Origin of the sequence: Haoranjiania flava (assembly GCF_025631005.1) — a bacterium.
Taxonomy (GTDB): domain Bacteria; phylum Bacteroidota; class Bacteroidia; order Chitinophagales; family Chitinophagaceae; genus Haoranjiania; species Haoranjiania flava.
This window is the reverse complement of the sequence record NZ_JAOTPL010000006.1, coordinates 1-25,240: the sequence shown is the minus strand read 5'-3', so window position 1 is coordinate 25,240 and position 25,240 is coordinate 1. Positions and strand designations below refer to the sequence as shown.

Genomic DNA, 25,240 nt, shown 5'->3' with positions numbered 1-25,240 from the left:
AAATAATATTTTAAAGATTAATGGATTACGAAGTTTGTTTAAATAAACTGTCTACAAACTCATGCTTATCAAATATCAGCAGGTCTTCCATGCGTTCCCCAACGCCTATGAATTTTACAGGGATCATCATCTGGTGAGCAATAGCTAATACCACGCCTCCTTTAGCTGTGCCGTCTAACTTGGTGATAGCCAAAGAACTCACATCGGTCACAGAAGAGAATTGTTTAGCCTGTTCCAAGGCATTCTGGCCGGTAGATCCGTCGAGAACCAGCAGCACGTCGTGCGGTGCGTCAGGAATTACTTTTTGTATTACACGTTTAATTTTATTGAGTTCATCCATCAGGTGTACTTTATTGTGCAGGCGGCCTGCGGTGTCAATGATCACCACATCAGACTTCCTGGAAACGGCGCTCAGTACCGTGTCATAAGCTACGGATGCAGGATCGCTGCCCATATCTTGTTTTACGATAGGAACATCCACCCGCTCGCTCCAGATAGTAAGCTGATCAACTGCTGCAGCACGGAAAGTATCCGCAGCCCCCAACAAAACATTATTGCCCATGCGTTTATAATTATAGGCAAGCTTTCCAATGGTAGTTGTTTTTCCTACACCGTTTACGCCCACAACCAAAATTACGTATGGTTTTTTATCTGCCGGAAGCGAAAAAGTTTTATATGTCTGGTCAAAAGCATCTACCAGCATATCCTCAATTTCAGACTTAAGTAAGTTGTTTAAATCATTTGTAGTCACATATTTATCTTTCTCAGCACGTTTCTCGATCCGCTTAATGATTTCAAGCGTTGTATCAACGCCCACGTCTGACATGATGAGCGCATCTTCCAGATCGTCCAGTACCTCATCATCAACTTTGCTTCTGCCGGCCACCGCTTTGGTAACTTTAGAAAAAAAGTTTTCCTTTGTTTTTTCCAGCCCCTGGTCGAGACTTTGTTTTTCTTTAGATCCGAAAATTTTTCCAAAAAAACCCATATGACATTGATTGTGAATTGTTAAATGGTATTGTTTTAATTAAAACTTAAATACAGAAATAATTTTAAATGTTTTTTCCCCATTCAGCGGGGTTCATCCTCCATTCATTCAGGGATGGCTCAGCCTCGGCAGGAAGAATACCTTTTTCAACTGCTAATTTAATTAATGAATCATAGTTCGTAAGTGATTTAAAATCAATATTTTCCTGATCAAATAAATTTTTGGATACTTCATATCCATAATTGAAAATAGATACAATTGCATCTACCTGCAGGCCGTGCTGCTTTAATACTTTCACTACTTCAATACTGCTCTTGCCGGTTGAGATAAGGTCTTCGATAACTACTACTTTTTTGCCGGCCTCAAAATCTCCTTCAATCTGGTTGCCTAAGCCATGTTCTTTAGCTTTGCCTCTCACATAAATAAATGGCAGCTTCAGTTGGTCGGCCGCGAGCGCTCCCCAGGGAATGCCTGCTGTAGCAACGCCGGCGATAATTTCCGTATCCGGGAATTGCTCATAGATCACATTGCTCATTTCACTTTTTATGAAATCCCTGATAAACGGGAAAGACAAAACCTTACGGTTGTCGCAATAAATAGGGCTTTTCCATCCGCTGGCCCATGTAAAAGGGTTTTCTACGTTTAACTTGATAGCTCCAACCTGGAGCAATTTTTCTGCAATAACAGATTCATTGGTAGCAGACATGTAGTGATAGTTTTTATAATGCTAAGTCGCACGAAGATAACTTAAATATGGAATTTAGCCTTAAACAAATTATTACTTAATTTGCGCCGGAAAATAATAGCATGGAAGATTTAACAATTATTGCAGCAGGGGGAATTGTAAAGAACAGGAACGGGGAAATATTAATGATCTACCGCCGTGGATACTGGGACCTCCCCAAAGGAAAGCAAGACGATGGCGAAACCATTGAAGCATGTGCGCTGAGGGAAGTGCGGGAAGAGACAGGATTGCAGGATCTGCAGATTGACCGGTTTATAGCAACTACCCGCCACCGGTATTACGATGATAAATTTACCCAAAAAAATGTTGTAAAAATAACACATTGGTATGCAATGTCTGTGCCCGGAACACCTGAGCTGCAACCACAGGCAGAAGAAGATATTGAAATGGCTGAATGGGCGGGCAAAGAAAAAGTAGAAGCATACCTGCACCAAACTTATGATAATATCAAAGAAGTAATCTGTGCATATTTCGCATCAGCTGCGTGAGACGCGAGAGTAAAAAGTAAGAAGTCATGTCCACAATAGTGTTCATGTTTTGGCTCCTTTGTGCAAATCCTTAAGGCCCATGTGTTTAAGAGATTTTCTTAACCAGTATATATACAAAAAGGCACAAAGTTCTAATAAGCTTTGTGCCTTAGCATCTTAGTGGTGAATCCGCGCTTATCGGTTCAGATCATTAAAATCAGTATGCTCATCTTCCTGGTCAGCCCTGTAGTTTTCGGAGCCGGGGGTTATAATGTGGTTATTTTGCTGCAGTTCAGAACCGATTTTGTTAGCTGCAACGAAAGATGCCACCATATTGTTGAGCATATCGCCTGCCGCACTTGGTGAGTTAGGCAGTAAGATCAGGTTTGATTTGTTCATGCTGCCGATAGCTTGCAAGGTATCATAGTGCTGTGTCACCACGATCAGTGCAGAGGCTTCCTGTGAATTAATGCCTACTTTATTCAGAACATTCACTGATTCCTCCAGGCCACGCGCAATTTCACGGCGCTGGTCGGCAATACCCTGCCCTTGCAGGCGTTTGCTTTCTGCTTCTGCCTTTGCTTTCTCCACGATCAGGATACGTTGGGCATCACCTTGGTATTGCGCAGCAACTTTATCTCTTTCTGCTGCGTTGATGCGGTTCATGGCATGCTTCACCTGCTCATCAGGATCAATGTCGGTCACCAGTGTTTTAATGATGTCGTAGCCATACTCGTTCATGGCTTCCTGCAGCTCGCCTTTTACCGCGATAGCTATATCATCTTTTTTCTCGAAAACATCATCCAGCCTCAGTTTCGGTACTTCTGCCCTTACCACGTCAAACACATAGGATGTGATCTGCGCATAGGGGTTTTGCAATTTGTAAAATGCTTCAAACACTTTTTGCTGTATCACTACGTATTGTACTGATACTTTTATTTTTACGAAAACATCATCCTTGGTTTTTGTCTCTACCATTACATCCAGTTGCTGGATTTTAAGCGACAGCCTGCCTGCGATGGTATCAATAAACGGGATTTTTAACTGGAAGCCGGGGCCTCGTACGCTCTGGAATTTTCCCAGCCTTTCCACCACGGCAGATGTTTGCTGCTTTACAATAAAGAACAGGCCGAAAACGGCAAGGAAAATGATCAGCAGTAGCAGGTAAAAGAATATGGTTCCGAATGTCATAAAGTTGAATTTTAAAAAGATGGAAGTAATGAATGCTGCATTACAAATCTAATTTATTTTAATGACAATATGGATTTTTAAAGGTTAAATCCTGATCATTTTTATTACTTTTGCGCACAATTATGAGTTACGAAAACGAAATTAAAAGACGTAAAAGTTTTGCCATTATCTCCCACCCCGATGCGGGAAAGACTACCCTTACCGAAAAGTTCCTGTTGTTCGGTGGCGCTATACAGACAGCGGGGGCTGTAAAGAGCAACAAGATAAAAAAAGGAGCCACATCGGATTTTATGGAGATTGAGCGGCAGCGCGGCATTTCTGTAGCTACGTCGGTAATGACGTTTGAGTATAAAGATTACCTTATAAACCTGCTGGATACGCCCGGCCACAAAGACTTTGCGGAAGATACCTACCGTACACTTACTGCCGTAGACTCTGTAGTACTCGTGGTAGACAGTGTAAATGGCGTGGAAGAGCAAACACGCCGGCTCACGGAAGTGTGCCGCATGCGTGATACGCCGGTGATTGTTTTCATCAATAAACTGGACCGTGATGGCAAGAACCGTTTTGACTTGATGGAAGAAATTGAAAAGGAACTGAACATTACCCTTCACCCGATGACCATACCCATCAACAGCGGTAAGGACTTTAAAGGCGTATACAACCTGGATAAGAAAAACCTGGTGCTTTTTACACCCAATACCAAGGCCGACGATGAATCTTCCAGGATTGAAATAACGGATCTGAGCGATCCGGTAGTAAATGCCAAATTAGGTGATAAAGATGCAGAAATATTACGCGAAGACGTGGAGCTGATCGGCGGTGTGTACGGCGACCTGGATGTAGATGATTACCTGAAGGGCAAAGTGGCTCCATTATTTTTCGGCAGCGCGGTGAATAATTTTGGTGTCAAGGAAATGCTGGATTCTTTCATTGCCATTGCGCCTACGCCGCTGCCGAGAGAAACCACAGCCAGGGTGATAGAACCTAACGCAGCTAAATTCAGCGGCTTTATTTTTAAGATACATGCCAACCTGGATCCCAAACACCGTGACCGCATTGCTTTCCTGCGCGTATGCAGCGGTAAGTTTGAGCGAAATAAATATTACCATCATGTGCGGCTAAACAAAGATGTGCGCTTCAGCAACCCTTATAGTTTCATGGCACGCAGCAAGGATGTGATAGAAGATGCTTACTCCGGTGACGTGGTAGGCTTGTTTGATACAGGAAATTTCAAGATCGGCGATACGCTCACAGAGGGAGAAGACTTTTATTTTACCGGCATTCCTTCCTTCTCGCCTGAAATATTTAAGGAAATTGTGAACAAAGACCCGATGAAGACCAAGCAGATGGACAAAGGTATTTCTCAACTGACCGATGAAGGTGTGGCACAATTGTTTACGCAATATGGCGGCACCAAAAAAATAATTGGTTGTGTGGGAGAGCTGCAGTTCGAAGTAATACAATACCGCCTGCTGCAGGAATACGGCGCATCGGTTGAGTTTCGCGCATTGCCTTTTTATAAAGCGTGCTGGCTGACATCTAAGGATAATAAAAAGCTTGAAGACTTCTTACGTTTTAAGCAACAAAACTCCGCAGAAGATAAAGACGGCAATCCTGTTTATCTCGCGCAGAGCGAATGGTTCCTGAACACAGAGATCACGAATAACCCGGAGATTGAATTTCATTTTACCAGCGAGATCCACAAAGCCGGGTTCTAATCTTTGCGGCCGATTACCAGTTTTACGCCCGGTGTATTGGACATGTGAAAATATTCCGGCGACACTTTCAGTGTGATGTTATCTCCTATTTCAAAGCTTCTTAAATGGCCGAAAGCAGTGGCATCTGCAATGTTGGCGCACCAGAACAGCAGCGCACAGGCAATGGAATAATCCATGTAGCGCCTCTGGTCTCTCCGCACACGAAAAGCAATATCCCTGAATTCGTCATAGCCATTGGGTTTGCCTTTTAATTCATCAAACTTTTGCCTGAAATCAGCATGCATGTTATCAGCGAATTGCTCATTGCCCGTTTTCTTAATGTCTGCTATGATCTCAATAGCCTGCTGAGCGTGCTGGCGGTACTTCCTGAAATCAAGATGCAGCTTGATGGGTATAGCCACAGCAGCAAATGCTATCGGCGCTTTCCAGTATTGCCTGTTGTACACCTGGCCTGCGCCGGGAAGTATCATAGAGTACCACCCTGCTTTATCCATCAGGTCTTTGTGCAAAGTTTGGTCGTGCGAATGATTATGATGGCCGCGGTGATCGTGTTCTTGTTCTACAGGAACCTTGTTTTGCTGTGCTACAGCCGCTAAGCTTACTGCAAAGAATAATACAAGTGTGCTACATATTTTATTCATAAAAAATTCTGAAGGTTTATCGGGTTAGTGACGCGTTTACCATAGCTTGTTGTTTCACAGAAAATGATTTGCTGTTATAAGAAAATATCTAAGCCATATCCGTGCTGTGCGGCTCATGCCACAGGCTGGTAAAATTGCCGATCACGTACTTGTCTGCTTCATTCACCAATGCATCTATGCGCAGCATGGCAATATCTTCAGGTGTCACTTTCCTGTATATAGGATGCATGGTTCCTCCTTTTTCTCCCGGAGGCACAGAAGGGTCGTATTGGTATTGCGGATCAGTCAATGTGCCTCGGGGATACATGATGCCCGGCACGCCCAGTCCCCGCAAATCAAGGTCAGACGGATGTTTCAGCCCAAGTGTGTGCCCAAATTCATGTGCAGCAGTGGTAGAACCTGCATAGAGATTTTCCGTAAGAAAATAACCCGTATTGCTGCCGAGATCATCCACAAAGGAGATATTTCCCATGGCATGATCCTCTATCCTGAAATAGTTGTTGCACGGATCTGTATTGAAATAGATGTCTTCAGGCGCCAGGTGCGGCTTCAGCTCAGCGGAAATCTCAAAGCGTACGTTCCACGCTCTGCCTTTAAATGAAACCCTGCCCTGCGGTTCGTTCCACATGGTGGCTATTTCACTGCGTATCATTTCAGTGAGCGCCGGAGTTGCAGCATTACCATAGGTGATGATGTGCGCTTTCAGCAATAAAAGGTCCGGAGAAAATATTTCTACACTTACCATATCTGGAATATTGATTAGTAAATAGCATCTGCTTTGCCTGTGATCATTCCGTACATCAATACCAGTCCGAAGATCACAAAAATAATCCCTGAAATCTGGTTGATCTTGTGGATATTGTGCGGAGTGAGTTTGTTGCGTATCTTGCCGGCAAGAAATACTTTCAGCAGGTCAAAAAACAGTACAAAGGCAAGGCAGGTAATAAATACAATGAAGCGGTATTCATTCTGGTGTACGTAGGATTTGGCATCATTAAGAATAGTAGCTGTAACTGCGAACCAGAAAAGCATTACAGCAGGGTTGAGCATATTCATCAAAAAACCGGAAAAAAAGGTAGTGACAAAATCGCGCTTCCGGAAGTTCTTATGCGCAATTTCTTTCTCTTCCGCCGTAATTGATTTCTTAAAAAAGAAATTATACAAACCCAATATGATCAGGAAAGTGCTGCCCCCTATGCCGATCACTTTTTCATAAGCCAGCGCAGAGGCAAACAATTGGGAAAACACATTGCAAATAAGCACCAGCACAATATCGCTGAAAGAAACGCCAAGCACAAATGCAATGCCACCCTTGTGCCCATTGGATAAGCTCTGCCTTATAATAGCAAAAATTACGGGACCAACCGTAATACTCAACACCAAGCCCAACGTAAGTCCTTTAATGATTGCTGAAATGAACATCTACTTATATTATAAGTTTCCAGTGCGAAATAATGGGTAAAAGTAAAATAATAATGATGAACTATGCTTAATTATTATTTAAAAATAACTCCCAATCACGTAGGAGGCCGCCTTTTAAAACACGCGGAAATTTATTTTGCGCGCCAAGCCTGCCTTTTTGTTCTAAAAACTCTATGAATTTATTTTCAGGTAATTTGGTTACAATTACTTCTTTTAGCGTGCTTTTTCTTTCTACGGCATAATCATCGTTCAGTACATGTAATTTCTCATCAATCTTCTTTGAAAGCAAAGCTGCATCTATGTTTGCGGATGTACCAAGATACCAGTGATGTGCAAAAAAGTCACCGTGCGGAATGCCCGCCACGGTGTATTCCGGTATATCTATCTGCAGCTCTTCGCAAACCAGCTGGATAGCCTTGTTCATATTGTCTACACTCAGGTGCTCGCCTACCAGGCTCAGGAAATGTTTTATCCTGCCTGTGATCACGATCTCAGACCTGCTTTTATCAGTAAATTTTATGGTATCGCCCAATAAATACCTCCACGCACCTGCCGCAGAGCTTATCACGATCGCGTAATCTTTATTTTCCTCAACCTCGCTGATCGTAAGCGTTTCTGGCTTACCTTTTAAATCGCCATTGTCATTGAAATTATCGTTGTTGAAAGGAATGAACTCAAAGAATAAGTGCTGGCCTATCACCAGCTTCATACCGCCGTTGGAAAATTGCCGGTTCTGGTAAGCAATAAAGCCTTCACTTGCCAGGTACGTTTCAATATAATTGATCGGTTTGCCCAAAAGCGTTTCAAATTTTTTCTTATAGGGCTCAAAACATACGCCGCCATGCACATAAAACGCCAGGTTTGGCCATATGTCATGAATATTGTTGAGCTTATATTTTTTAATGATCATTTCCAGGCACATTTGTATCCAGGAAGGTACGCCCAGTATAAAGCCTATGTCCCAGTTTGGCGCCTGCTCTACAATATTTTCAATTTTCTTATTCCAGTCCCTTTCCCTGGCAATCTTTTTTCCCGGCTTAAAAAATGGCTGAAACCAGATGGGTACTGTCCTGGAAGTAATTCCACTCAGGTCACCTGCGTAGTAGCCGTCGCCTTTCTGAAGGTCTGTGCTGCCTGAAAAAGCCAACCAGCCTTTGCTCAGTGATTTTACCCGTAGATTCTTATAATTTCTCAAAGACAGCAACTGCTTTATCATGGCTACCTGATTGCCGGCGAGCAGGTTTTTGGTGATGGGAATGTATTTGCTCGCTGCCTCACTGGTGCCGCTGCTTAAAGCGAAATAGGCTATTTTCCCTGGCCAGCAAACATCAGGTTTCCCTTCGAGCGCTTTGTGCCACCAGTTGTTGTACAATGTATTATAGTCGTGCAAAGGCACGTTTTCCTTGAATTTTTTTACAACATCACTACTAAAGAGCACATCATCAAATCCGTAAGCCTGGCCAAATTCGGTAAACCTGGCCTTTTTCAAAAGTTTTTTCAGAACTTTTTGCTGTTCTTTCGCCACATCGCCTTCGGGCCTTAGTATGCGCTTTAAGAAACCGGCAGGGATTTTCAAATCAATTATAGACATAATAGAGATTCGGTCATTAACTACGAAAATACTTCACTGAATGCTAATAAAAAATTAATAAGTAATAATTATAATTACTTCGCTGAAAATAACTTTTTTACAGTGTAATAGGCTTTCTTTTTATTTCCGTAATAATCAATAACACTCCAGCTTGCTACAGGCCAGCAATCATTGAACTGCCAGAACAGCGTACCCATGCACCTGCCGTTGGAATTCATCTGGGTTTTAATGGCTGTTTCTAGTGCGCGGCTTTGCACTTCCTGGGTATTTTCAATATATTCTCTGAATGTTTTCGGCTGAAAACCGTTTTGCTTCAGGTATAGAGCTAGGTTTTCAAAGCCTCTTATATGTTTTTCATGGCTGCGGATCGCCGGGTTCTGTATGATCAGGTCAGCAGGCATTTGAAAGTTTCTGTCTTCTTCGCTGGTAAACTTTTCCACTGTTTCCCAATTGGGGAAAGCCTGCATGCCAAACTCGCTGGCAAAGCGCGGTACAGTCTGTTTATAAAATTCAATGGGCTTACCCATTACCCATACCCACCAGTTGTGTGTGTCGCCGTGAGTAAGGCTTTCAGGGTGCCCGTAACCAAAATGCAGCGGTGAGGTAGGAATATACTGCCGCGAATCGTACCTGGCTATTTCTTCAGGAATTACTTTTTCAAAAAGTGTTACGTATTCATTATACAGCTTTACAGAATCCTGTTTGCTGATCTTAAATTGCCTGTGCCATCCCCAGTTGTAAAATGCTTCTTTGATCTCATTGTTGCCGCACCACAAAACGATGCATTTGTATTTGCGCAGGCGCAAAACATTATCGCGGATCTCGGCGCGTACATTTTCTAAAAAGCCCCTGTCTGCAGACGGGTAGATAGCCCCTGCAAACATCATATCCTGCCAAACGTAGATGTTCAGCGAATCGCAGAGTTCATAGAAATGATCGCTTTCATAAATGCCGCCGCCCCATACCCGCAGCATATTAAAGCCAGCATCTTTGGCTGATACCAGCAGATCGCGGTAGCGCTCCCGCGTCATTCTTGGCAGAAATACATCACCCGGAACCCAGTTGGCGCCTTTCATGTAAGTAGGCTTGCCATCCACTGTAAAATAAAAAGACTCACCGATAGAATCTTTTTCCTGTACAAGCCTTACCTTGTTTTCAGCTGACGGAGCGTAGATGCGCAAAGGGTTAGGGCCATTGTAAGCATTTAATTGTATGTCTTTCCAGATGCCGCTGGTGATCATCTTAGGCGCCCAATCCCACCAGAAATTGTATTGAGCTTTGCGCGCGTAATGCCGGTTGTTTTCGCTGGGCCTTACATATGGCAATGCAGCTTTTGCGGCCGAGTCTACATATTTCTCCGCGCTCCTGAAAATAATCAGCAATTCGTTGTTTTGCCTGAGCAAATGTTTTACAGGAACGTGCCAGGTGCGGAACATATTGTTGGCAGAGAGTACATGCCTGCCGTTGACAAAAACATCTGCATAAGTATCGAGCCCGTTAAAGACCAGCTCAACGCTGTCGCGCAGCAATATACTTTTGTCTGCTTTAAAATCGGTTTTATATGCCCAGTCTTTCTGGGAAACCCATTGCACCGAATCTTCGCTGGACCGGTAAAAAGGTTCAGGGATCAGGTTATGCGCCAGCAGATCTGTATGAATGGTTCCGGGTACGCTTGCTTTTAGCCAGCCGTTCTTTCCTTTTTCGCTGAACTGCCAGTTTGTATTTAAATTTTTCACCACATGCCTGTTGGTTGTGCAGGAAATAATAAGAACGCTACAGGCCAACAAACACAATGCTTTCAGGTAACTCATGTTGATTTAAAAATAATAAAGTTATAAATATGCGGATGCTTATCACGGCGGCTATGCATCTTTCACAACTCGCGCAATCCTGTTTTCCAGCATCATAAAGTCTGCAAGCACAATGGCTGTCATAGCCTCCACGATGACGGGTGCGCGTAATGCCACACACAGATCGTGACGGCCTTTCACCGCAAAATCGCTGACTGTACCGGTTTGCCAGCTCCAGGTCTGCTGTGTTTGAGGCGTAGAAGAAGTTGGTTTTACTGCCAGCCTGAACACCATTGGGTTGCCGTTGGTAATACCTCCAACAATGCCGCCTGCATGATTGGTTTTTGTTTTACCGGCAGCATCTTCAATAGCATCATTATGTTCAAGGCCAAACATTTCCGCTGCGCGGAAGCCGGCGCCGAACTCAACACCTTTCACGGCAGGTATGGCAAATAATGTGTGTGCCAATACTGATTCTACGCTGTCGAAGAATGGTTCACCCAAGCCTACGGGAAGCCCGTAAACAATACATTCCACAATACCGCCAACACTGTCTTTTGCATCAATGGCTTTTTGCAGACCTTTTTCAAGATCGGCTTCTCCACAGATGCGGGCAACCTGTGCCTGTATAGAAATATTTTTCAGCAATTTTTTAGCGATCACGCCGGCAGCAACAATACCTGCCGTTAACCGCGCGCTGAAATGGCCGCCGCCCCGGAAATCTTCAAAGCCGCCATATTTTTCGTGCGCCACAAAATCTGCATGACCGGGACGCGGGTGCGTACGGTGCCTGCGGTAATCTTCTGAGCGTGTGTTGTTATTCTCAAATAGTATGGTTACGGGTGCTCCCGTTGTTTGATCATTAAAAATACCGCTCTTAAATATGGGCAGGTCTTCTTCCTGCCTGGGCGTAGTGCCTTTTTGCTTGCCACCTTTTCTGCGCTCCATATCCGGCATGAAATCCTCAACCGTCAAATGCAGGCCTGCCGGAATGCCGTCAATGCTCACTCCTACGCATGCGCCATGCGATTCCCCGAAAATGGTAACTCTGAAAACTCTGCCGAAACTATTCATAATGCTTTTTTTGAAAAACGCTTTAAAGGTAATGAAAGAATTGATAATGGATAATGGATAATGGATAATGCTCAGATAAAAATGAGAAGCGGAGTGTTGATAGAGGAAACTACAACAAGCTTTATATATCATATCTATTTATTAATTTCGCTGAAATTTTTGGCAGGTGAATACATGAAAACCGGTGTATTTATTTTTACCAGTGAAGCAACGAGACTTAGCAAATGAAAGTAACAGAACATTTAAAGTACGCAAAAGGCACACTACTCTCTTATGAAATTCTGCCACCGCTTAAAGGTAGGAATATTCAATCCATATATGATCACCTGGACCCGCTCATGGAATTTAAGCCATCCTGGATCAACGTGACCTACCACCGCAGCGAAACTTTCTTAAGAGCGAAAGGAGATGGCAACTTTGAAAAAATAGTTACCCGCAAACGCCCGGGCACCGTGGGAATTTGTTCTGCTATTATGAACCACTATAAAACAGATGCCGTGCCCCACCTGATCTGTGGCGGTTTTTCAAAAGGTGAGACAGAAGAAGCATTGATAGACCTGAACTTCCTTGGTATTAATAATGTGCTGGCCTTACGCGGCGACGCTGCCAAAGGCGAAACTATGTTCATGCCGCATAAAGACGGGCACCGGTATGCCGTAGAACTGGTAAAACAGGTGGTAGACCTCAACCGCGGCAAATACCTGGATACAGAGATCAGGGATGGTGAGCACACAGATTTCTGCATTGGCGTTGCCGGGTACCCCGAACGGCATTTTGAATGTGCCACGCTGGAAACCGACCTGCAACACCTGAAGGCAAAAGTAGAGATGGGTGCGGAATACATCATGACACAGATGTTTTTTGACAATCAGAAATACTTTGATTTTGTGGAAACATGCAGGAGCATGGGCATTACCGTACCCATAATCCCGGGCCTGAAACCATTGACCAAAAAGAAACAATTAACTACCATTCCTAAAATATTTAATTTGCAACTGCCTGAAGCATTGGCACGTGAAATGAAAAACGCTGCTGATGATGCAGCCGTTGAACAAATAGGCATAGAATGGCTGGTACAGCAATGCCGTGAGCTGAAAGCATACGGTGTGCCTGTGCTGCATTTTTACACATTAGGCAAACCTTCAGTGATCAGGCGGGTTGTAGAGCAGATTTTTTAATTCTGCGGATTTCGTGCCTGTATAATTTTTTCAATGGTATACCTTACTTAAACCATTTTTGGGCATTTGGCCTTCGGTGCGGGCATCCCGGCCAGCAACAGGGGCGTTTCTTCCCTTCGATAATTTCCTTGCTCAATCTTTGGATATGTTCTTTGCGTGTTTTTTCCTGCTTTACTATGGTTACCCAGCAAATCCATTCGTTGCGGGCGAGTGGTGTTAATTTGTTCCATTTTTCCAGAAGTTCGGTTTTTGAAAGCAGGACTTCTTTTAAATCATCAGGTACCTTATGCACTACGCCTTCTTCGATTACTATCTGTATCATATAGTCTGGTTTTTTAGAATGTATTAAATGAAGGATTGATGATCAGTTTCCGGCTCACAGGCCTGAAATACCAGGATACAATAACTGCAATAAGAAGTATGATAGAGGGCACTGCTTCCACAAATGGTTCTTTCATAGCTAAATGAGAAATTGCAGCTCCCGTCATGGTAAAGAAAAAACCTGCATATGCCCATTCTTTCAGCAACGGTGCTTTGGGCAATAAAATGGCGATGACTCCCAAAATTTTCCAGATGCCGATAATAGACAACATATAAAGTGGATAGCCCAAGCGTGTTACGATTTCAGTATAGCCCCCGATTTGAAGCATTTGCTGTATTCCGCCTGCAAGCATACCCAATGACAAAAATAAGGTTGCACCCCAATATATTATTTTATTTCTTGTTGACATACGCGGTTATTGTAGGTTAGATAAAGTTTCCTGTAATTGATTATGCGCCCTATTTATCCCGTACTCAAAAGGCATTTTTAATTGTATTGCCCTGTGTTCAACAGACCTGTAAATGATCTGGATAGTCAATTTACTTGTGTTATCTGTCAATTTTTCAAACTCCAGAAATTCCAGTTGAACACCAATATCTGCGTTTTCCATCTCAAATGTGCGTATGATTATTTCATTCGGGATAAATTCGTGTATCGTTCCATTGGCCCTGAATACAACATTGCCTTTGTGAGAGGTTTCAAACTGGTAGCTGCCGTGTTTTTTATTTTCTAATTTTAAAACTTTTGTTCCCATCCATTGCTCAACAAGTTCAGGATCCTGGTGAGCTTTAAAGAGCAGTTCCAATGGCAGATCAAATTGTCTCGTTATGATCAATTCTTGTTTGCCTTCTTCAGCAGTTACTATTGTTTTTTGTTGCATTTTTATTTGTTTTTATAATTTTTCATTACCCTTTCCAGTTTGTTAAACCTCTCATCCCACACCTTACGGAAAGGCTCGATGAAGTCTGCTACTTCCTTCATTTTTCCTGCGTTGATGTGGTAATAAATTTCCCTGCCATTGTGCTCTTTGGTAAGCAATTCGCATTCGGTAAGTATTTGTAAATGCTTTGAAACAGTAGGCCGTGCCGTATCAAAGTGTGATGCAATTTCTCCTGCTGTCAAAGATTGCGCAACAACTAAAAGAAGTATTGTGCGCCTTGTAGGGTCTGCAATGGCTTGAAAAACGTCTCGTCTTAAATTCATTTAGGAAGCTATTTGGCTACAAATATAAACGTAGTTATTTGACTACGCAAATTTTTTTTTGCTATTGCTGAGTCAGTGGCTGATTGTGCTGTAATGTACTTTACCATTAAAAGAAAAAACTGCCGTAAGAGATTGGGCTTACGGCAGTTTTTGTACAGAACGCATTTAAACTTTTTAATGAAATTTTCTCTTGCGCTCTGTAGCGGAAAGATATTTTATACGTTTCTCGGGATCCTGGAGACGCTCAGCAACTTTTACCCTAAGCTTTTTAAAGCGCCTTGCGAAAATCTTGGTTCTCAACCTGTCAACAATATAATATACACAAGGCACTACCAGCAATGTGAGGAATAAAGAGCTGGTTAAGCCACCGATGATCACCCAGGCCATACCGTTCTTGAACTCCGAGCCTGCACCTGAGGCCAAAGCTATCGGCAGCATACCGAATACCATTGCCAGCGTAGTCATCATGATGGGGCGGAACCTTTCCCTGCCTGCATCTATCAGCGCCTGCACCAGGTTCTCTCCCTGGGCTTTACGATGATTGGCAAAGTCCACCAAAAGAATACCGTTCTTGGCCACAAGGCCCATCAACATAATAAAACCGATCATGGCAAATATGGTAAGCTCCTGTCGTGTCAAAGCCAGTGCAAACAACGCGCCTATCAAGGCGAGCGGTAAAGCAAACAATACTACAAACGGATAGATGGCATTGTCATACAAGGCTACCATTACAAAATAAACCAGCAAAATGGCTATGGCCAGCGCAAGGAACAAACTCTGGAACGAATCCTGCATATTTTCCTGTGCACCCACGAACTGCCAGGAAGTCCCTTCGGGCAACTTTATGTTCTCAAGTTTATCGCCTATCTCCTGTCCTATTTCCCCGGCAGACCGCCCCAATGTGTATGCATTGATGGTCATGGAAGGCAACCTGTCCATTCGCTGAAGAATAGATTCACCCTGCACTTCGGTCACTTTTGCAAACTGCGACATTTCTATGGGCAGGCCCTGCGCATTCCTGAACGTGAGCGCTTCCACATCCCGTACTGAGCGGGTATCTGCTTCATCCAGCTTTACCATGATATCGTATTCATTGCCCTGGTAAGTGTATTTAGCTTTATCATTTCCCCTGAAACCACTGGCCATACCGGCGCCCACTTCTGCTGCATTGATCCCAAAGAGCGCCATTCTTTCCCTGTCGAGCTCCACATGTATTTCCGGCCTGGGGGTTTTGGTGCTGAACTCTACATAGCGGGTGCCGTTTACACTTTCCACGATTTGTTTTACTTTTTCAGCCGCAGCCCGGACATCGTCGCGCACGGGGCCTTTTACTGCAACCTGCATATCTGCCTGTCCGCCGTTGGCAAACGAAACACCTGTCATGGTGGTTTTGATGCCCGGTATATGTGCCACGCTGTCTTGCATTCTGGCGCTGAAATCATCAACCGAAAGCGTCCTTTCTTTTTTATCCACTAACTGTACCGTCATCTCGGCATAGTTGGAGCTGTTGCCCCCAAAGCTTTCCGTAGAATAGCCGATATTGGAAAAAACGTGCACCACTTCAGGTTGCCGCAACAGGATTTTTTCAATCTCCATGGTCACCTGGTTTGTATGGTATAATGATGACTGCGAAGCAGTTTCGATCTTTACGCTCATCTTGCCATCATCTGTTTTTGACATGAATGAAAAACCGATAAAACCTAAAAAGGGCAAAGCAAATGCAGCAACAAACAACAGTACCACTCCAATAAACACCATCAGCTTATGCCTGAGCGCCCACTTTAAAACAGCCGTGTAGGTATCTCTCATGTAGGTAATGAAATTCTCGAAAGCAATGTTCATTTTTCCCCATAAAGTTTTGGGATTGAGATGCACAATTTTTCCAAATCGGGAGGCGAGCAACGGCGTGAGCGTAAAGCACACAAACAAACTCATCAGCGTGGAAACTACCACCACCAGTGCAAACTCGCGCAGTACAGAACCGATGATGCCCCCGGAGAGCGCCAGCGGCAGGAACACCACTACATCCACCATGGTAATGGCTACAGCCGTAAAGCCAATTTCGGAACGGCCTTCGAGCGTGGCAAACCACTTGTTTTTGCCCATCTCCATATGCCGCATAATATTTTCCAATATTACAATAGAATCATCTACCAGGATGCCGACTACCAGCGAAAGCCCCATCAGCGTCATGAGGTTAAGCGACATGCCAAACACATACATGGCTATGAAAGTAGGAATGATGGATGCAGGCAATGCGACCAACACAAAGGTAGAGCTCCTGAAACTGTGCAGGAAGAACAGCATTACCAGTGACACAATCACAATAGCCAGGAAAAGATCAAACATTACCGCATTGGCCGATTCAAGCGTATAAATGGATTGGTCGTCGGCAATCACAAATTTCAGGTTATTGGCTTTGTAGAGTTGCTCCATTGATTTCAACTTTTCCTGCACGCCATGGCTCACAGATACAGAGTTTGCATCGGTTTGTTTCATTACCATGATGCCTATTGAAGGCGTACCGTTGGTATGGTTGATGGCTGCCTGTTTTTTAGCGCCTTCCTGCACATCTGCCACATCGCGCAGGTATATTTTTGCGCCGGTGGGTGTAGTAGCTACTACCATGTTTTGAAGGTCTGCCACATTGCTGAACTTTACATTGTATGTAATGGCGTAGTTGTTGGTTTCGGTTTCCAGGTTCCCTGCCGGTGTGGACAGGCTGGATGCATTTACCACCTGGGAGAGTTGTGCAATGGTAAGGCCGTAGGCTTTTAGCTTTTCCCTGTCTGCATTGATAGTGATCTGCCTTTCCGTACCGCCAATCACGATCACCTGCCCCACCCCTTCCACGTTGGATATTTGCGGCTTAAGCTGCTTGTCAATAAGGTCGTACAAAGCCACATTATCCAGGTCAGAAGAAACGCCCATCTGCAATATTGGAAAATCGCTAGTACTGAATTTCATCAGTATGGGGTTGTCGCTGTCTTCGGGCAGCACGCTCGATATCTGATCTAGCTTTCGCTGTGCATCGGCCAAAGCTTTCTCTACATCAACACCGTTTTTGAGCTCAAGCAGTACGCTTGATACATTCTGCTGGCTCGATGACGTGATCTTATCTACACCTTCTACCGTTGAAAGCATTTCTTCAATGTGTTTGGTAATGGTGTTCTCAACCTCTTCGGCAGATGCGCCCACATAAATGGTTTGCGCGGTTATAATATTTGCATCAAATTTTGGTAATAGTTCATAGTTCAGCCGGCTATAGAAAAGTGAGCCGAACAGTATCAGCACAGTGAATATTACAACAATCAGTAAGGGCCTTTTTAAGGATATTTCGGTTACACTTGCCATTTGCTTCTTTTATATATTTTACTGTAAGTTTGTTTTCAGCGGCTGCGCATTAACTTTTGTGCTGTCGCTCAGGTTTATTTGCCCGTTTACAATCACCTTATCTCCTTCGTTGAGGCCGCCGGCTATTTCCACCTGCTGGCCCATATCCCTGCCAATAACTACCTGTTGTAAAATAGCTATACTGTCACGGATGATATAAACTTTAGGCTGTTTGAGGCCTTCAACAAAAGCGCTTCTGGGTACCAGCAGCATAGCTCTCTCCATCGGCCTTGTAAAGTTCACATTAACGAATGTGCCGGCCTTAAGCGGGTTTGCGCTGTTGTTGCTGATGGTAACTTCCACCTGGTAGTTGTGTGCAGCGTCGCCCTGCTTACTGATGTAGGTGATGGTACCATCGTACTGTACACCAGGAAAAATATCTGTTGTCACCTTTACTTTTGTGCCTGTACGAAGCGAATAGACCTCGGATTCATTTACCATTACCGACGCTTTCAGCCTCGATACATCTACAATATGCCCCAGTACCGAACCCGGGCCTACAAATTCACCCTGCTCACTGTTTTTCAGCGTTACTTCCCCACTGATGGGCGCTTTAATGGCGTTGTCGGATGACTGGCGCCTGAGGATATTGATCTGTGCATTGGCATTGTCTAATCTTAATTTAGCATCGTCCAGGTTCATTTGTGTAGCTGCATTGCCAGCAACCAGCACTGAGAAACGCTTAACGTCTTTTGCTGCACGGTCACGCTCCAGTTCTGCCTGCCGCATGTTCAATGTCATGTTTTCATTGTCTATCCTGGCCAGTATTTGACCCTGCCTTACGTAGGATCCCAGCCGGAAGTTTACGCCCACCAGCCTGCCACCGGTGATGGCATTGATGTCGGCTTCGCGGTATGGTATCAGCGTACCTGTTTTAATCAGTTCATCATTGATGTTCTGAAAACCTGCAACCACGTAATTTACCGGTATCAGCACTTCTTTTACGGTTGCTGTTTTGGCCTTCTCTGCATCCAGGTGTTTCTTGTTGGCTGCCAGTCTCCATACGATCAGCGCTATCACTGCAAGGCCTATGAGTGAATAAATTAAAATTTTCCTGTTTCTCGAAGTCATAAACTTTCTGTTTAAAAATGTTTTATAGATTTAGATAATAATTCATCAGCGTACCGTTTGCCTTATTCAGCTCCAGGTCTGCTATGTAGAAATCCAGTAAGGACTGCATATAGTTATTTTGTGCCGTCCACATAGACATTTCTACATTCAAAAGGTCTGAAAGCTGCGCCACGCCTTGTTTGTATTGCAGGTTGGTATTGTCATACACTTCTTGTGCAAGCGCCAGGTTCTGCCGGTTTACTGTTATTGTGTTGTAAGCTGACAGCAATTGTGTTTTCGAGTTTTGAAACTGGAGATTCTGTAACTGCTCACTTAACTTTAAAGACTCCTCAGCATTTTGCACGTCATAAATAGCCTGTTTTACTTTGGCATCCCTCGAAAAACCGGAGAAAGGATTCCAAGCGAGCCTTAAACCTATAGAAGAAAAATCATGCAATGGCTTGAAAGCATCACCGAATTTATCGCCAAAACCGTTTAATCCGTAGCGGGCATAAAAAGAGAGCGAAGGATAGGCGCCTGCTTTGATATTTTCCACGTTGAGCTCGAGCAGATCTATTTGTGTTTGCTGCAATTTCCTGTCAATGTTATTGGTATAATCAAAATCCGGCATCAACATTTCTCCCGGAATTTTGTTCAGCCATTTAGAAGTATCTGAAAGCGTTATCTGTGTAGCCTGGCTCAGCCCCACATTGGTTTTAAAAGAGTTCAGCGAAACCTCATAAATATTCTTTGCCACAGCCAGCTGGGAGAGAATGTTATTCAGGTTTAGCCTGGTCTGCGACACATCTACCTTGGTGGCTACTCCCTGCTCTTCACGCAGGTTTACTACCCTGAGCAATTCCTGGTACCGGCTGATATTCTGTGTCAGCAGTTCTATTCTTTTTTGAGCTATGATGATCTGGTAATAGGCATAGGCAATATTGTAGATCAGGTTTTGCCTCGTTTGCTCGTAAGTAAGTTCTGCAAGCCTGTTGTTTGGCTCTGCTGCTTTAATACCTACCAGCACCTGTTGATTAAATATCTGCTGATCTACCTGCGCTACGAAGTTGGTGTTATACTTTTGGCCGAATGCCACTGCACCGCCGCCCATGGTGAGGGTTTCTCCGTTTGGCAGTGTAATAGGAATAGCAGGGAAAAAAGTAGACTGCACTTTCAGGTTATCATCTACGGTACCGCTGATATTTACCTGTGGCAGGTAATTGGCGAGCGCTTCCCGCTTCCTTTCTTTGGCTATTTCAATTTTATTCCTGCCTATCAATACCGATGAATGGTTGTTTAATCCATACCCGATGCTTTGTTTCAGTGTCAGCGATTGTTGTGCAAGCGCGGTATTGGTAAAATACAGTACGATTGCTATGGTCAACAATTTTTTTGTCATCTGTTTAATTTTTATTGCTTGTATTTTTCTATTAATCTGTAGCCCTTTGCAGTAGCCATACCGTACATGAAAAGGTGAAAAAGCTGTTGGTTCACTTCATATGGATCCATCTGCATGGGATTGTAAAATTCCGGCCGGAACGAAATAAATAAAGTTTCCACCCGTATCCTTGCCAGGATGTCTGTATTGATATCTTCGCGAAACAATCCCTCATCTATCCCCCTTTGTATGCCTTCTTTGATTACCCCTAATAAAAATTCATCCCGGTAGGCCTGGAACTTCCTGTATGTTTTAGGATGATATTTTTTCAGTTCATTCAAAACGGAAAAATTAATTTTCCGGAATACTTCCATCATATATTCAAAGCCAATAAAAGCTTCATGAATAGCATTTTTAGCAGTTGTCTCCGGTATGCAGAGTGTTTTATTATACTCCAATATACCTTCCATGGTATGCATCACTAACGCATCTTTGTCTTTAAAATTCTGGTAGATGGTCTTTTTACTTATACCCAGTGAAGAAGCAATATCATCCATGCTAATATTCCGGACCCCATACTGCATAAACAGTTCACTGGCTTTATTCATGATCCTTAGCTTTATCTCAGATAGTTCTTTCATACGGGGTGCGAAACTAAGGAAACTTTTCAAGTTGCAAAAGTTTCCTGCTGTTATTTTTATATTATTTTTTTTCACAGGTGATACCCAGAAGTATTTTATGGGTATAGGCCCAACATTTTCTATAAAATAACCATCTCGCCTAAGACGGGACCAACCAGGAATGAGTATTAAATTCTAAAAAGAGGGTTATTCTATGCGACCATTAAAAACAGCCGCAAACCGGTGCACCAAAAATTATACACATAAAAAATCATTTAAATCACTAAATTTGTAACTTCAAGATTTTCACAATTGATTATGAAGAAGATAGAGTTAGAAATCATTGCGCTTTCCCACAGCATTACGCAAACGCATTCCTATGCGGTAGTTTTGGGCGAAGTATTCGGGCAACGGAGGCTGCCTATTGTTATCGGTGGTTTTGAAGCACAGGCTATTGCGGTGGCATTGGAGAAAATGAATCCAAGCCGCCCGCTCACACACGACCTGATGAAAAATATTTTTCATTCTTTCAGTATAGAATTAGTTGAAATCATTATACACAACCTGGAAGACGGTATTTTTTATTCCAAATTAATCTGCACCAACCAGGAAGAGACTATGGAAATTGACAGCCGCACCAGTGATGCGCTTGCACTTGCCGTGCGTTTCGGCTGCCCTATTTACACCTATGAAAATATCATGGAAAGCGCTTCTTTGGTTGTGGAAGAAGAAATGGAAGCCACTGAGCCGGAACCAAGGCCGGTAGTAAATCCTTCAGAGACTGCATCAAAAGACGACCTGCAGATCTTTTCCCTTGAAGACCTGCAGAAAATGCTGGACGATGTGCTGGAAAAAGAAGATTATATTAAAGCAGCCGCTATCAGAGATGAAATTAACAGAAGAAAATAGCGCTTTAACTCACTGCTAATGGTTTCTTTCCCCAACTGCAAAATAAATATCGGCCTAAACATTACTGAAAAACGTACAGACGGATTTCACAACCTGGAAACCATTTTTTATCCTGTACCTTTTTATGATGTGCTGGAGCTGATTGTATCGAAAGATGCTGCGTTGCCGCCTTTTTTATTAGAAACTTCCGGGCTTGAGGTACAGGGCAACAAGGAAGACAATATTTGCCACAAGGCGTATGAACTGGTAAAAGATAAGATGCAAAATCATTTCAGCCTGCAAATGCATTTGCTTAAAAACATCCCGATGGGCGCCGGCCTGGGCGGAGGCAGCGCTGACGGGGCTTATGCACTGAAGTTGCTCAATGAAAAATTAAGGCTGAATCTTTCTTCTCAGCAACTGGAGCAGCTGGCATTGGAGCTTGGCAGCGATTGTCCTTTTTTTATCAGGAACAAGCCATGCTATGCAAGCGGCCGTGGTGAAAGAATGGAAGAAATCAACCTGGATCTGTCCGGTTATTATCTTGTGCTGGTCAATCCCGGCATTCACATTCATACAGGGAAAGCGTTTTCACTGATCAGGCCGCAAAAACCAATACAAAATTTACGGGAGCTGATACAACTTCCGCTAAAAGAATGGCAGGGCAATATTGTTAATGATTTTGAGGAACCTGCAATGCATTGGTATCCCGGTATTAAAGCAGTGAAGAAACAACTCCTTGACGCCGGCGCCTTGTATGTTTCCATGACCGGGTCAGGTAGCACGGTTTATGCTATATTTGACCGCGAAATAGAGGTATCGTTTCCGCAGGAGCATTTTTGTAAACGTTTGGCTCTTTAGGATATTAAATTTACAACATGACATTAAGCAAAATCTGGACTGCCTTTATAGTAATTTCTATACTTGTTGCGAGCTACAAAACTTTTTTTGTACCCGGCAACAAGGATGTTTTCGGCAAAATGGTTTCTGGTACCAGCAAAGATGTGCAGCATTACTACCCTATTGGCATACCGGCAGATAAGGGCTTTGCCACGATTGACAGCTTTTCCAACGTTGTAAAAAAGTATGGCTTTCAAAGAGCAGAGAACCTGCAGCAGGCAGATTTTGTGGTGGTAAACAATACTTCCGACGATTCACTCAGGTTGCTGGCCCTTGCCAACCCTAACTTAAAAAGCCGGACCTACCAGGAGGTGCTGAATGCCAGGATCCGGCCGGTAGACGGTGTAATAGAAACAGCGAAGTTTGCCGTAACGCTTTGCCTGGGGCTGATCGGGATCATGGCGCTGTTCATGGGTTTTATGGCTATAGCCGAAAAGGCGGGAGGCATCAGGTTCTTATCGCGCATCATCGGCCCGTTTTTTACAAAATTATTCCCCGAAGTGCCTAAAGACCACCCCGCCATCGGGCATATGATGATGAATTTTTCAGCCAATCTTTTAGGCCTGGATAATGCGGCAACACCTTTCGGCATCAAAGCTATGGAGAGCCTGCAGGAGCTGAACCCGTCCAAAGAGCGTGCATCCAATGCGCAGGTAATGTTTTTGTGCCTGCATGCCAGCGGGCTTACACTGATACCGGTAAGTATTATTGCCATCAGGGCCATGATGGGCTCGCACGACCCTGCGGAAATATTTATCCCAACCATGATAGCCACTTTTGCCGCAACCATGGCCGCCTTGATGATCGTGTCATTTAAACAAAAAATAAATTTATTGCAACCGGTGGTCATCGCCTGGATACTCGGTTTGTCGGCAGTGATCGGCGCGCTGGTGCTGTTTCTTACCAAACTTTCATCAACCGAACTGCAGAGCTTTTCCAGCATATTGAGTAATGGTTTGATATTGCTGATCTTTCTGCTGATACTGCTTGGAGGCATCTATAAGAAAGTAGATATTTTTGATAATTTCATTGAAGGCGCTAAAGGGGGCTTTGATGTGTCGGTAAAAATTATTCCCTACCTGGTTGGTATGTTGGTTGCTATCAGCATGTTGCGTACCAGCGGCACATTTGATTTTGTTATTGACGGCTTCAAGACGTTGTTCTCCTGGCTGGGTACAGATACACGCTTTGTAGACGGACTCCCCACTGCTTTAATAAAACCTTTGAGTGGCGGCGGCGCACGTGGCATGATGGTTGATACTATGAATACATTCGGAGCAGATTCATTTGCCGGAAGGTTGTCGAGTATTTTGCAGGGTTCGTCGGATACCACTTTTTATGTAATAGCCGTGTACTTTGGCGCTGTTGGCATAAAGAATACCAGGTATTCAATCGGCGCTATGCTGCTGGCAGACCTGGTGGGTGTGTGCACGGCGATCGGGCTGGCTTATTTGTTCTTCGGATAAAATATATTTTGCAAACCATTAATCTTTTACTTTCAGATGTCATCAAACCAACATATATAAAATCGTATTACTAACAATTTAAATAAAAACTATGAAAAGAATATTATCTGGATTTATTGCCATATTCGCTATTGCTATGATTATGACAGCGTGTACTAAAACGGTTGAGAATAATGATGTCTATACACCGAGATCAATTTCATACAGCGTTAAAAAAAGTGATTGGGTAGCTTTCACAAACGCGGCGGGTAAAAAAGGTTATAGCCTGGAATTTCAAATTAAAGAAATAGACCAATACCTCGCAGGAAATGGTGTTGTGGTTGTTCAGATGTCTACCAACAATAAACAATCCTGGCAGACACTACCAGCTACATTAGATGGTAAGATATATGAAATTGATCAGTATACAGGAGGTATTACAGTATCTATGTTTAGTGAAGGGACTACCAACGTACCCATTATCGATAAGGATGTATATTATTTCAAGTTCACTATGATTGATGCGAAAGCGTTAGCTAATAAGAATGTTGATAAAAATGATATTACAACCATCAAAGCAGTATTTGATATTCAAGATTAAATTTAATACTTTATCGAAAAAGCCACTTTTAACCAAGTGGCTTTTTCGTCTCTATAGAATGTGGTCATATACCACAGCCCACACGTTTCGAAACAAGTAACGAAGTGAAGCGCTGAAGCAATCTTGAATGCTTCGTTGATTATAAAGTAGATTGCTTCACTTTGAGCAAAGCTCAAATGTTCGCAATGACGATGTGGTACATGTTTCGGAAAATTTACGCCCCTCAGGATACCGTCATTGCGAAAGGCGTAACTGAGTGGAGTGTTGAACCAATCTTGAATGCTTCGTTGATTATAAAGTAGATTGTTTCACTTTGAGCAAAGCTCAAATATTCGTAATGACGATGTGGTATATGTTTCGGAAAATTTACGCCCCTCAGCATGCCGTCATTGCGAAAGGCGTGAGTGAGTGGAGCGTTGAAGCAATCTTGAATGCTTTGTTGATTATATAGTAGATTGCTTCACTTTGAGCAAAGCTCAAATGTTCGCAATGACGATGTGGTACATGTTTCGGAAAATTCACGCCCCTCAGGATGCCGTCATTGCGAAAGTCGTAAGTGAGTGGAGCGTTGAAGCAATCTTGAATGCTCCCTTGATTATAAAGTAGATTGCTTCACTTTGATCAAAGCTCAA

At 43.4% G+C, this 25,240-nt stretch carries 24 protein-coding genes; 7 read left to right on the top strand and 17 right to left on the bottom strand.

All coding sequences use genetic code 11. From position 1 onward, the window contains the following. Nucleotides 1-25: 25 nt before the first annotated feature. A complete protein-coding gene (gene ftsY, locus OD355_RS05780) occupies nt 26-988 on the bottom strand; it encodes a signal recognition particle-docking protein FtsY (protein ID WP_263037513.1) in 963 nt (320 codons plus the stop codon). A 64-nt stretch (nt 989-1,052) separates the two neighbouring features. Then, the gene (gene pyrE / locus OD355_RS05775; RefSeq protein ID WP_263037512.1) at nt 1,053-1,694 is read right to left on the bottom strand and encodes an orotate phosphoribosyltransferase; all 642 of its coding nucleotides are present in this window, start codon (nt 1,692-1,694) and stop codon (nt 1,053-1,055) included. Nucleotides 1,695-1,795: 101 nt separating this feature from the next. Here pyrE and OD355_RS05770 point away from each other — a divergent pair, with 101 nt between their 5' ends. Continuing rightward, complete coding sequence (locus OD355_RS05770; RefSeq protein ID WP_263037511.1) at nt 1,796-2,221, top strand: NUDIX hydrolase; 426 nt, start codon at nt 1,796-1,798, stop codon at nt 2,219-2,221. Nucleotides 2,222-2,395: 174 nt separating this feature from the next. Here the strand turns inward: OD355_RS05770 and OD355_RS05765 are convergent, their stop codons facing one another. After that, the gene (locus OD355_RS05765; protein WP_263037510.1) at nt 2,396-3,391 is read right to left on the bottom strand and encodes an SPFH domain-containing protein; all 996 of its coding nucleotides are present in this window, start codon (nt 3,389-3,391) and stop codon (nt 2,396-2,398) included. A gap of 122 nt (nt 3,392-3,513) precedes the next feature. Here OD355_RS05765 and OD355_RS05760 point away from each other — a divergent pair, with 122 nt between their 5' ends. Further along, on the top strand, nt 3,514-5,112 hold the full coding sequence (locus tag OD355_RS05760) for a peptide chain release factor 3 (protein ID WP_263037509.1): 1,599 nt from the start codon (nt 3,514-3,516) through the stop codon (nt 5,110-5,112). On the opposite strand, the gene OD355_RS05755 is transcribed toward OD355_RS05760, so the two are convergent. The 6 genes from OD355_RS05755 to OD355_RS05730 all read right to left on the bottom strand — a co-directional run bounded on the left by OD355_RS05755 (nt 5,109) and on the right by OD355_RS05730 (nt 11,630). Next, nucleotides 5,109-5,753 (bottom strand): DUF5683 domain-containing protein, encoded by a 645-nt coding sequence (locus OD355_RS05755; protein WP_263037508.1) that lies wholly within the window; start codon nt 5,751-5,753, stop codon nt 5,109-5,111. The two genes, OD355_RS05760 and OD355_RS05755, sit on opposite strands and share 4 nt — an antisense overlap. A gap of 88 nt (nt 5,754-5,841) precedes the next feature. Next, nucleotides 5,842-6,498, bottom strand: a complete 657-nt coding sequence (locus OD355_RS05750; protein WP_263037507.1) for a zinc metalloprotease — start codon at nt 6,496-6,498, stop codon at nt 5,842-5,844. A gap of 14 nt (nt 6,499-6,512) precedes the next feature. After that, a complete protein-coding gene (locus OD355_RS05745) occupies nt 6,513-7,175 on the bottom strand; it encodes a LysE family translocator (protein WP_263037506.1) in 663 nt (220 codons plus the stop codon). Between the two features lie 67 nt (nt 7,176-7,242). Continuing rightward, nucleotides 7,243-8,766 (bottom strand): GH3 auxin-responsive promoter family protein, encoded by a 1,524-nt coding sequence (locus OD355_RS05740; RefSeq protein ID WP_263037505.1) that lies wholly within the window; start codon nt 8,764-8,766, stop codon nt 7,243-7,245. 74 nt (nt 8,767-8,840) lie between these two features. Further along, a complete protein-coding gene (locus tag OD355_RS05735; RefSeq protein WP_263037504.1) occupies nt 8,841-10,577 on the bottom strand; it encodes a glycoside hydrolase family 2 protein in 1,737 nt (578 codons plus the stop codon). 51 nt (nt 10,578-10,628) lie between these two features. Further along, the gene (locus tag OD355_RS05730; RefSeq protein ID WP_263037503.1) at nt 10,629-11,630 is read right to left on the bottom strand and encodes a chorismate synthase; all 1,002 of its coding nucleotides are present in this window, start codon (nt 11,628-11,630) and stop codon (nt 10,629-10,631) included. Between the two features lie 224 nt (nt 11,631-11,854). Here OD355_RS05730 and metF point away from each other — a divergent pair, with 224 nt between their 5' ends. Further along, nucleotides 11,855-12,808 (top strand): methylenetetrahydrofolate reductase [NAD(P)H], encoded by a 954-nt coding sequence (metF, locus tag OD355_RS05725; protein ID WP_263037502.1) that lies wholly within the window; start codon nt 11,855-11,857, stop codon nt 12,806-12,808. 43 nt (nt 12,809-12,851) lie between these two features. Here the strand turns inward: metF and OD355_RS05720 are convergent, their stop codons facing one another. From OD355_RS05720 to OD355_RS05685, 8 genes are all read right to left on the bottom strand, one after another. Next, nucleotides 12,852-13,130, bottom strand: a complete 279-nt coding sequence (locus OD355_RS05720) for a YdeI/OmpD-associated family protein (RefSeq protein WP_263037501.1) — start codon at nt 13,128-13,130, stop codon at nt 12,852-12,854. 13 nt (nt 13,131-13,143) lie between these two features. Next, complete coding sequence (locus OD355_RS05715; protein WP_263037500.1) at nt 13,144-13,539, bottom strand: DoxX family protein; 396 nt, start codon at nt 13,537-13,539, stop codon at nt 13,144-13,146. 6 nt (nt 13,540-13,545) lie between these two features. After that, on the bottom strand, nt 13,546-14,010 hold the full coding sequence (locus OD355_RS05710) for an SRPBCC domain-containing protein (protein ID WP_263037499.1): 465 nt from the start codon (nt 14,008-14,010) through the stop codon (nt 13,546-13,548). A 2-nt stretch (nt 14,011-14,012) separates the two neighbouring features. Further along, the gene (locus OD355_RS05705; RefSeq protein ID WP_263037498.1) at nt 14,013-14,333 is read right to left on the bottom strand and encodes a metalloregulator ArsR/SmtB family transcription factor; all 321 of its coding nucleotides are present in this window, start codon (nt 14,331-14,333) and stop codon (nt 14,013-14,015) included. Nucleotides 14,334-14,507: 174 nt separating this feature from the next. Continuing rightward, nucleotides 14,508-17,687, bottom strand: coding sequence for an efflux RND transporter permease subunit (locus OD355_RS05700; protein ID WP_263037497.1), 3,180 nt, complete (start codon nt 17,685-17,687; stop codon nt 14,508-14,510). A gap of 18 nt (nt 17,688-17,705) precedes the next feature. After that, the gene (locus OD355_RS05695) at nt 17,706-18,797 is read right to left on the bottom strand and encodes an efflux RND transporter periplasmic adaptor subunit (protein ID WP_263037496.1); all 1,092 of its coding nucleotides are present in this window, start codon (nt 18,795-18,797) and stop codon (nt 17,706-17,708) included. 22 nt (nt 18,798-18,819) lie between these two features. Beyond that, nucleotides 18,820-20,175, bottom strand: coding sequence for a TolC family protein (locus tag OD355_RS05690; RefSeq protein WP_263037495.1), 1,356 nt, complete (start codon nt 20,173-20,175; stop codon nt 18,820-18,822). 11 nt (nt 20,176-20,186) lie between these two features. Then, nucleotides 20,187-20,795 carry a TetR/AcrR family transcriptional regulator gene (locus OD355_RS05685; protein ID WP_263037494.1) on the bottom strand — a complete coding sequence of 203 codons (609 nt, stop codon included), beginning with the start codon at nt 20,793-20,795 and terminating at the stop codon, nt 20,187-20,189. Nucleotides 20,796-21,092: 297 nt separating this feature from the next. Between OD355_RS05685 and OD355_RS05680 the strand changes: the two genes are divergently transcribed. The 4 genes from OD355_RS05680 to OD355_RS05665 all read left to right on the top strand — a co-directional run bounded on the left by OD355_RS05680 (nt 21,093) and on the right by OD355_RS05665 (nt 24,608). Beyond that, complete coding sequence (locus OD355_RS05680) at nt 21,093-21,683, top strand: bifunctional nuclease family protein (RefSeq protein WP_263037493.1); 591 nt, start codon at nt 21,093-21,095, stop codon at nt 21,681-21,683. A gap of 18 nt (nt 21,684-21,701) precedes the next feature. Continuing rightward, nucleotides 21,702-22,523 (top strand): 4-(cytidine 5'-diphospho)-2-C-methyl-D-erythritol kinase, encoded by an 822-nt coding sequence (gene ispE, locus OD355_RS05675; protein ID WP_263037492.1) that lies wholly within the window; start codon nt 21,702-21,704, stop codon nt 22,521-22,523. Nucleotides 22,524-22,540: 17 nt separating this feature from the next. Next, on the top strand, nt 22,541-24,028 hold the full coding sequence (locus OD355_RS05670; RefSeq protein ID WP_263037491.1) for a nucleoside recognition domain-containing protein: 1,488 nt from the start codon (nt 22,541-22,543) through the stop codon (nt 24,026-24,028). A gap of 91 nt (nt 24,029-24,119) precedes the next feature. Then, a complete protein-coding gene (locus tag OD355_RS05665; protein WP_263037490.1) occupies nt 24,120-24,608 on the top strand; it encodes a hypothetical protein in 489 nt (162 codons plus the stop codon). Nucleotides 24,609-25,240: the final 632 nt, after the last annotated feature.

Coding starts and splice junctions, on each gene's coding strand:
- ispE (WP_263037492.1), top strand. CDS start 21,702: ATGGTTTCTTTCCCCAACTGCAAAATAAATATCGGCCTAAACATTACT.
- OD355_RS05720 (WP_263037501.1), bottom strand. CDS start 13,130: ATGATACAGATAGTAATCGAAGAAGGCGTAGTGCATAAGGTACCTGAT.
- ftsY (WP_263037513.1), bottom strand. CDS start 988: ATGGGTTTTTTTGGAAAAATTTTCGGATCTAAAGAAAAACAAAGTCTC.
- OD355_RS05770 (WP_263037511.1), top strand. CDS start 1,796: ATGGAAGATTTAACAATTATTGCAGCAGGGGGAATTGTAAAGAACAGG.
- OD355_RS05705 (WP_263037498.1), bottom strand. CDS start 14,333: ATGAATTTAAGACGAGACGTTTTTCAAGCCATTGCAGACCCTACAAGG.
- OD355_RS05750 (WP_263037507.1), bottom strand. CDS start 6,498: ATGGTAAGTGTAGAAATATTTTCTCCGGACCTTTTATTGCTGAAAGCG.
- OD355_RS05715 (WP_263037500.1), bottom strand. CDS start 13,539: ATGTCAACAAGAAATAAAATAATATATTGGGGTGCAACCTTATTTTTG.
- OD355_RS05730 (WP_263037503.1), bottom strand. CDS start 11,630: ATGAATAGTTTCGGCAGAGTTTTCAGAGTTACCATTTTCGGGGAATCG.
- OD355_RS05685 (WP_263037494.1), bottom strand. CDS start 20,795: ATGAAAGAACTATCTGAGATAAAGCTAAGGATCATGAATAAAGCCAGT.
- metF (WP_263037502.1), top strand. CDS start 11,855: ATGAAAGTAACAGAACATTTAAAGTACGCAAAAGGCACACTACTCTCT.
- OD355_RS05680 (WP_263037493.1), top strand. CDS start 21,093: ATGAAGAAGATAGAGTTAGAAATCATTGCGCTTTCCCACAGCATTACG.
- OD355_RS05755 (WP_263037508.1), bottom strand. CDS start 5,753: ATGAATAAAATATGTAGCACACTTGTATTATTCTTTGCAGTAAGCTTA.
- OD355_RS05735 (WP_263037504.1), bottom strand. CDS start 10,577: ATGAGTTACCTGAAAGCATTGTGTTTGTTGGCCTGTAGCGTTCTTATT.
- OD355_RS05695 (WP_263037496.1), bottom strand. CDS start 18,797: ATGACTTCGAGAAACAGGAAAATTTTAATTTATTCACTCATAGGCCTT.
- OD355_RS05740 (WP_263037505.1), bottom strand. CDS start 8,766: ATGTCTATAATTGATTTGAAAATCCCTGCCGGTTTCTTAAAGCGCATA.
- OD355_RS05745 (WP_263037506.1), bottom strand. CDS start 7,175: ATGTTCATTTCAGCAATCATTAAAGGACTTACGTTGGGCTTGGTGTTG.
- pyrE (WP_263037512.1), bottom strand. CDS start 1,694: ATGTCTGCTACCAATGAATCTGTTATTGCAGAAAAATTGCTCCAGGTT.
- OD355_RS05670 (WP_263037491.1), top strand. CDS start 22,541: ATGACATTAAGCAAAATCTGGACTGCCTTTATAGTAATTTCTATACTT.
- OD355_RS05710 (WP_263037499.1), bottom strand. CDS start 14,010: ATGCAACAAAAAACAATAGTAACTGCTGAAGAAGGCAAACAAGAATTG.
- OD355_RS05765 (WP_263037510.1), bottom strand. CDS start 3,391: ATGACATTCGGAACCATATTCTTTTACCTGCTACTGCTGATCATTTTC.
- OD355_RS05665 (WP_263037490.1), top strand. CDS start 24,120: ATGAAAAGAATATTATCTGGATTTATTGCCATATTCGCTATTGCTATG.
- OD355_RS05700 (WP_263037497.1), bottom strand. CDS start 17,687: ATGGCAAGTGTAACCGAAATATCCTTAAAAAGGCCCTTACTGATTGTT.
- OD355_RS05760 (WP_263037509.1), top strand. CDS start 3,514: ATGAGTTACGAAAACGAAATTAAAAGACGTAAAAGTTTTGCCATTATC.
- OD355_RS05690 (WP_263037495.1), bottom strand. CDS start 20,175: ATGACAAAAAAATTGTTGACCATAGCAATCGTACTGTATTTTACCAAT.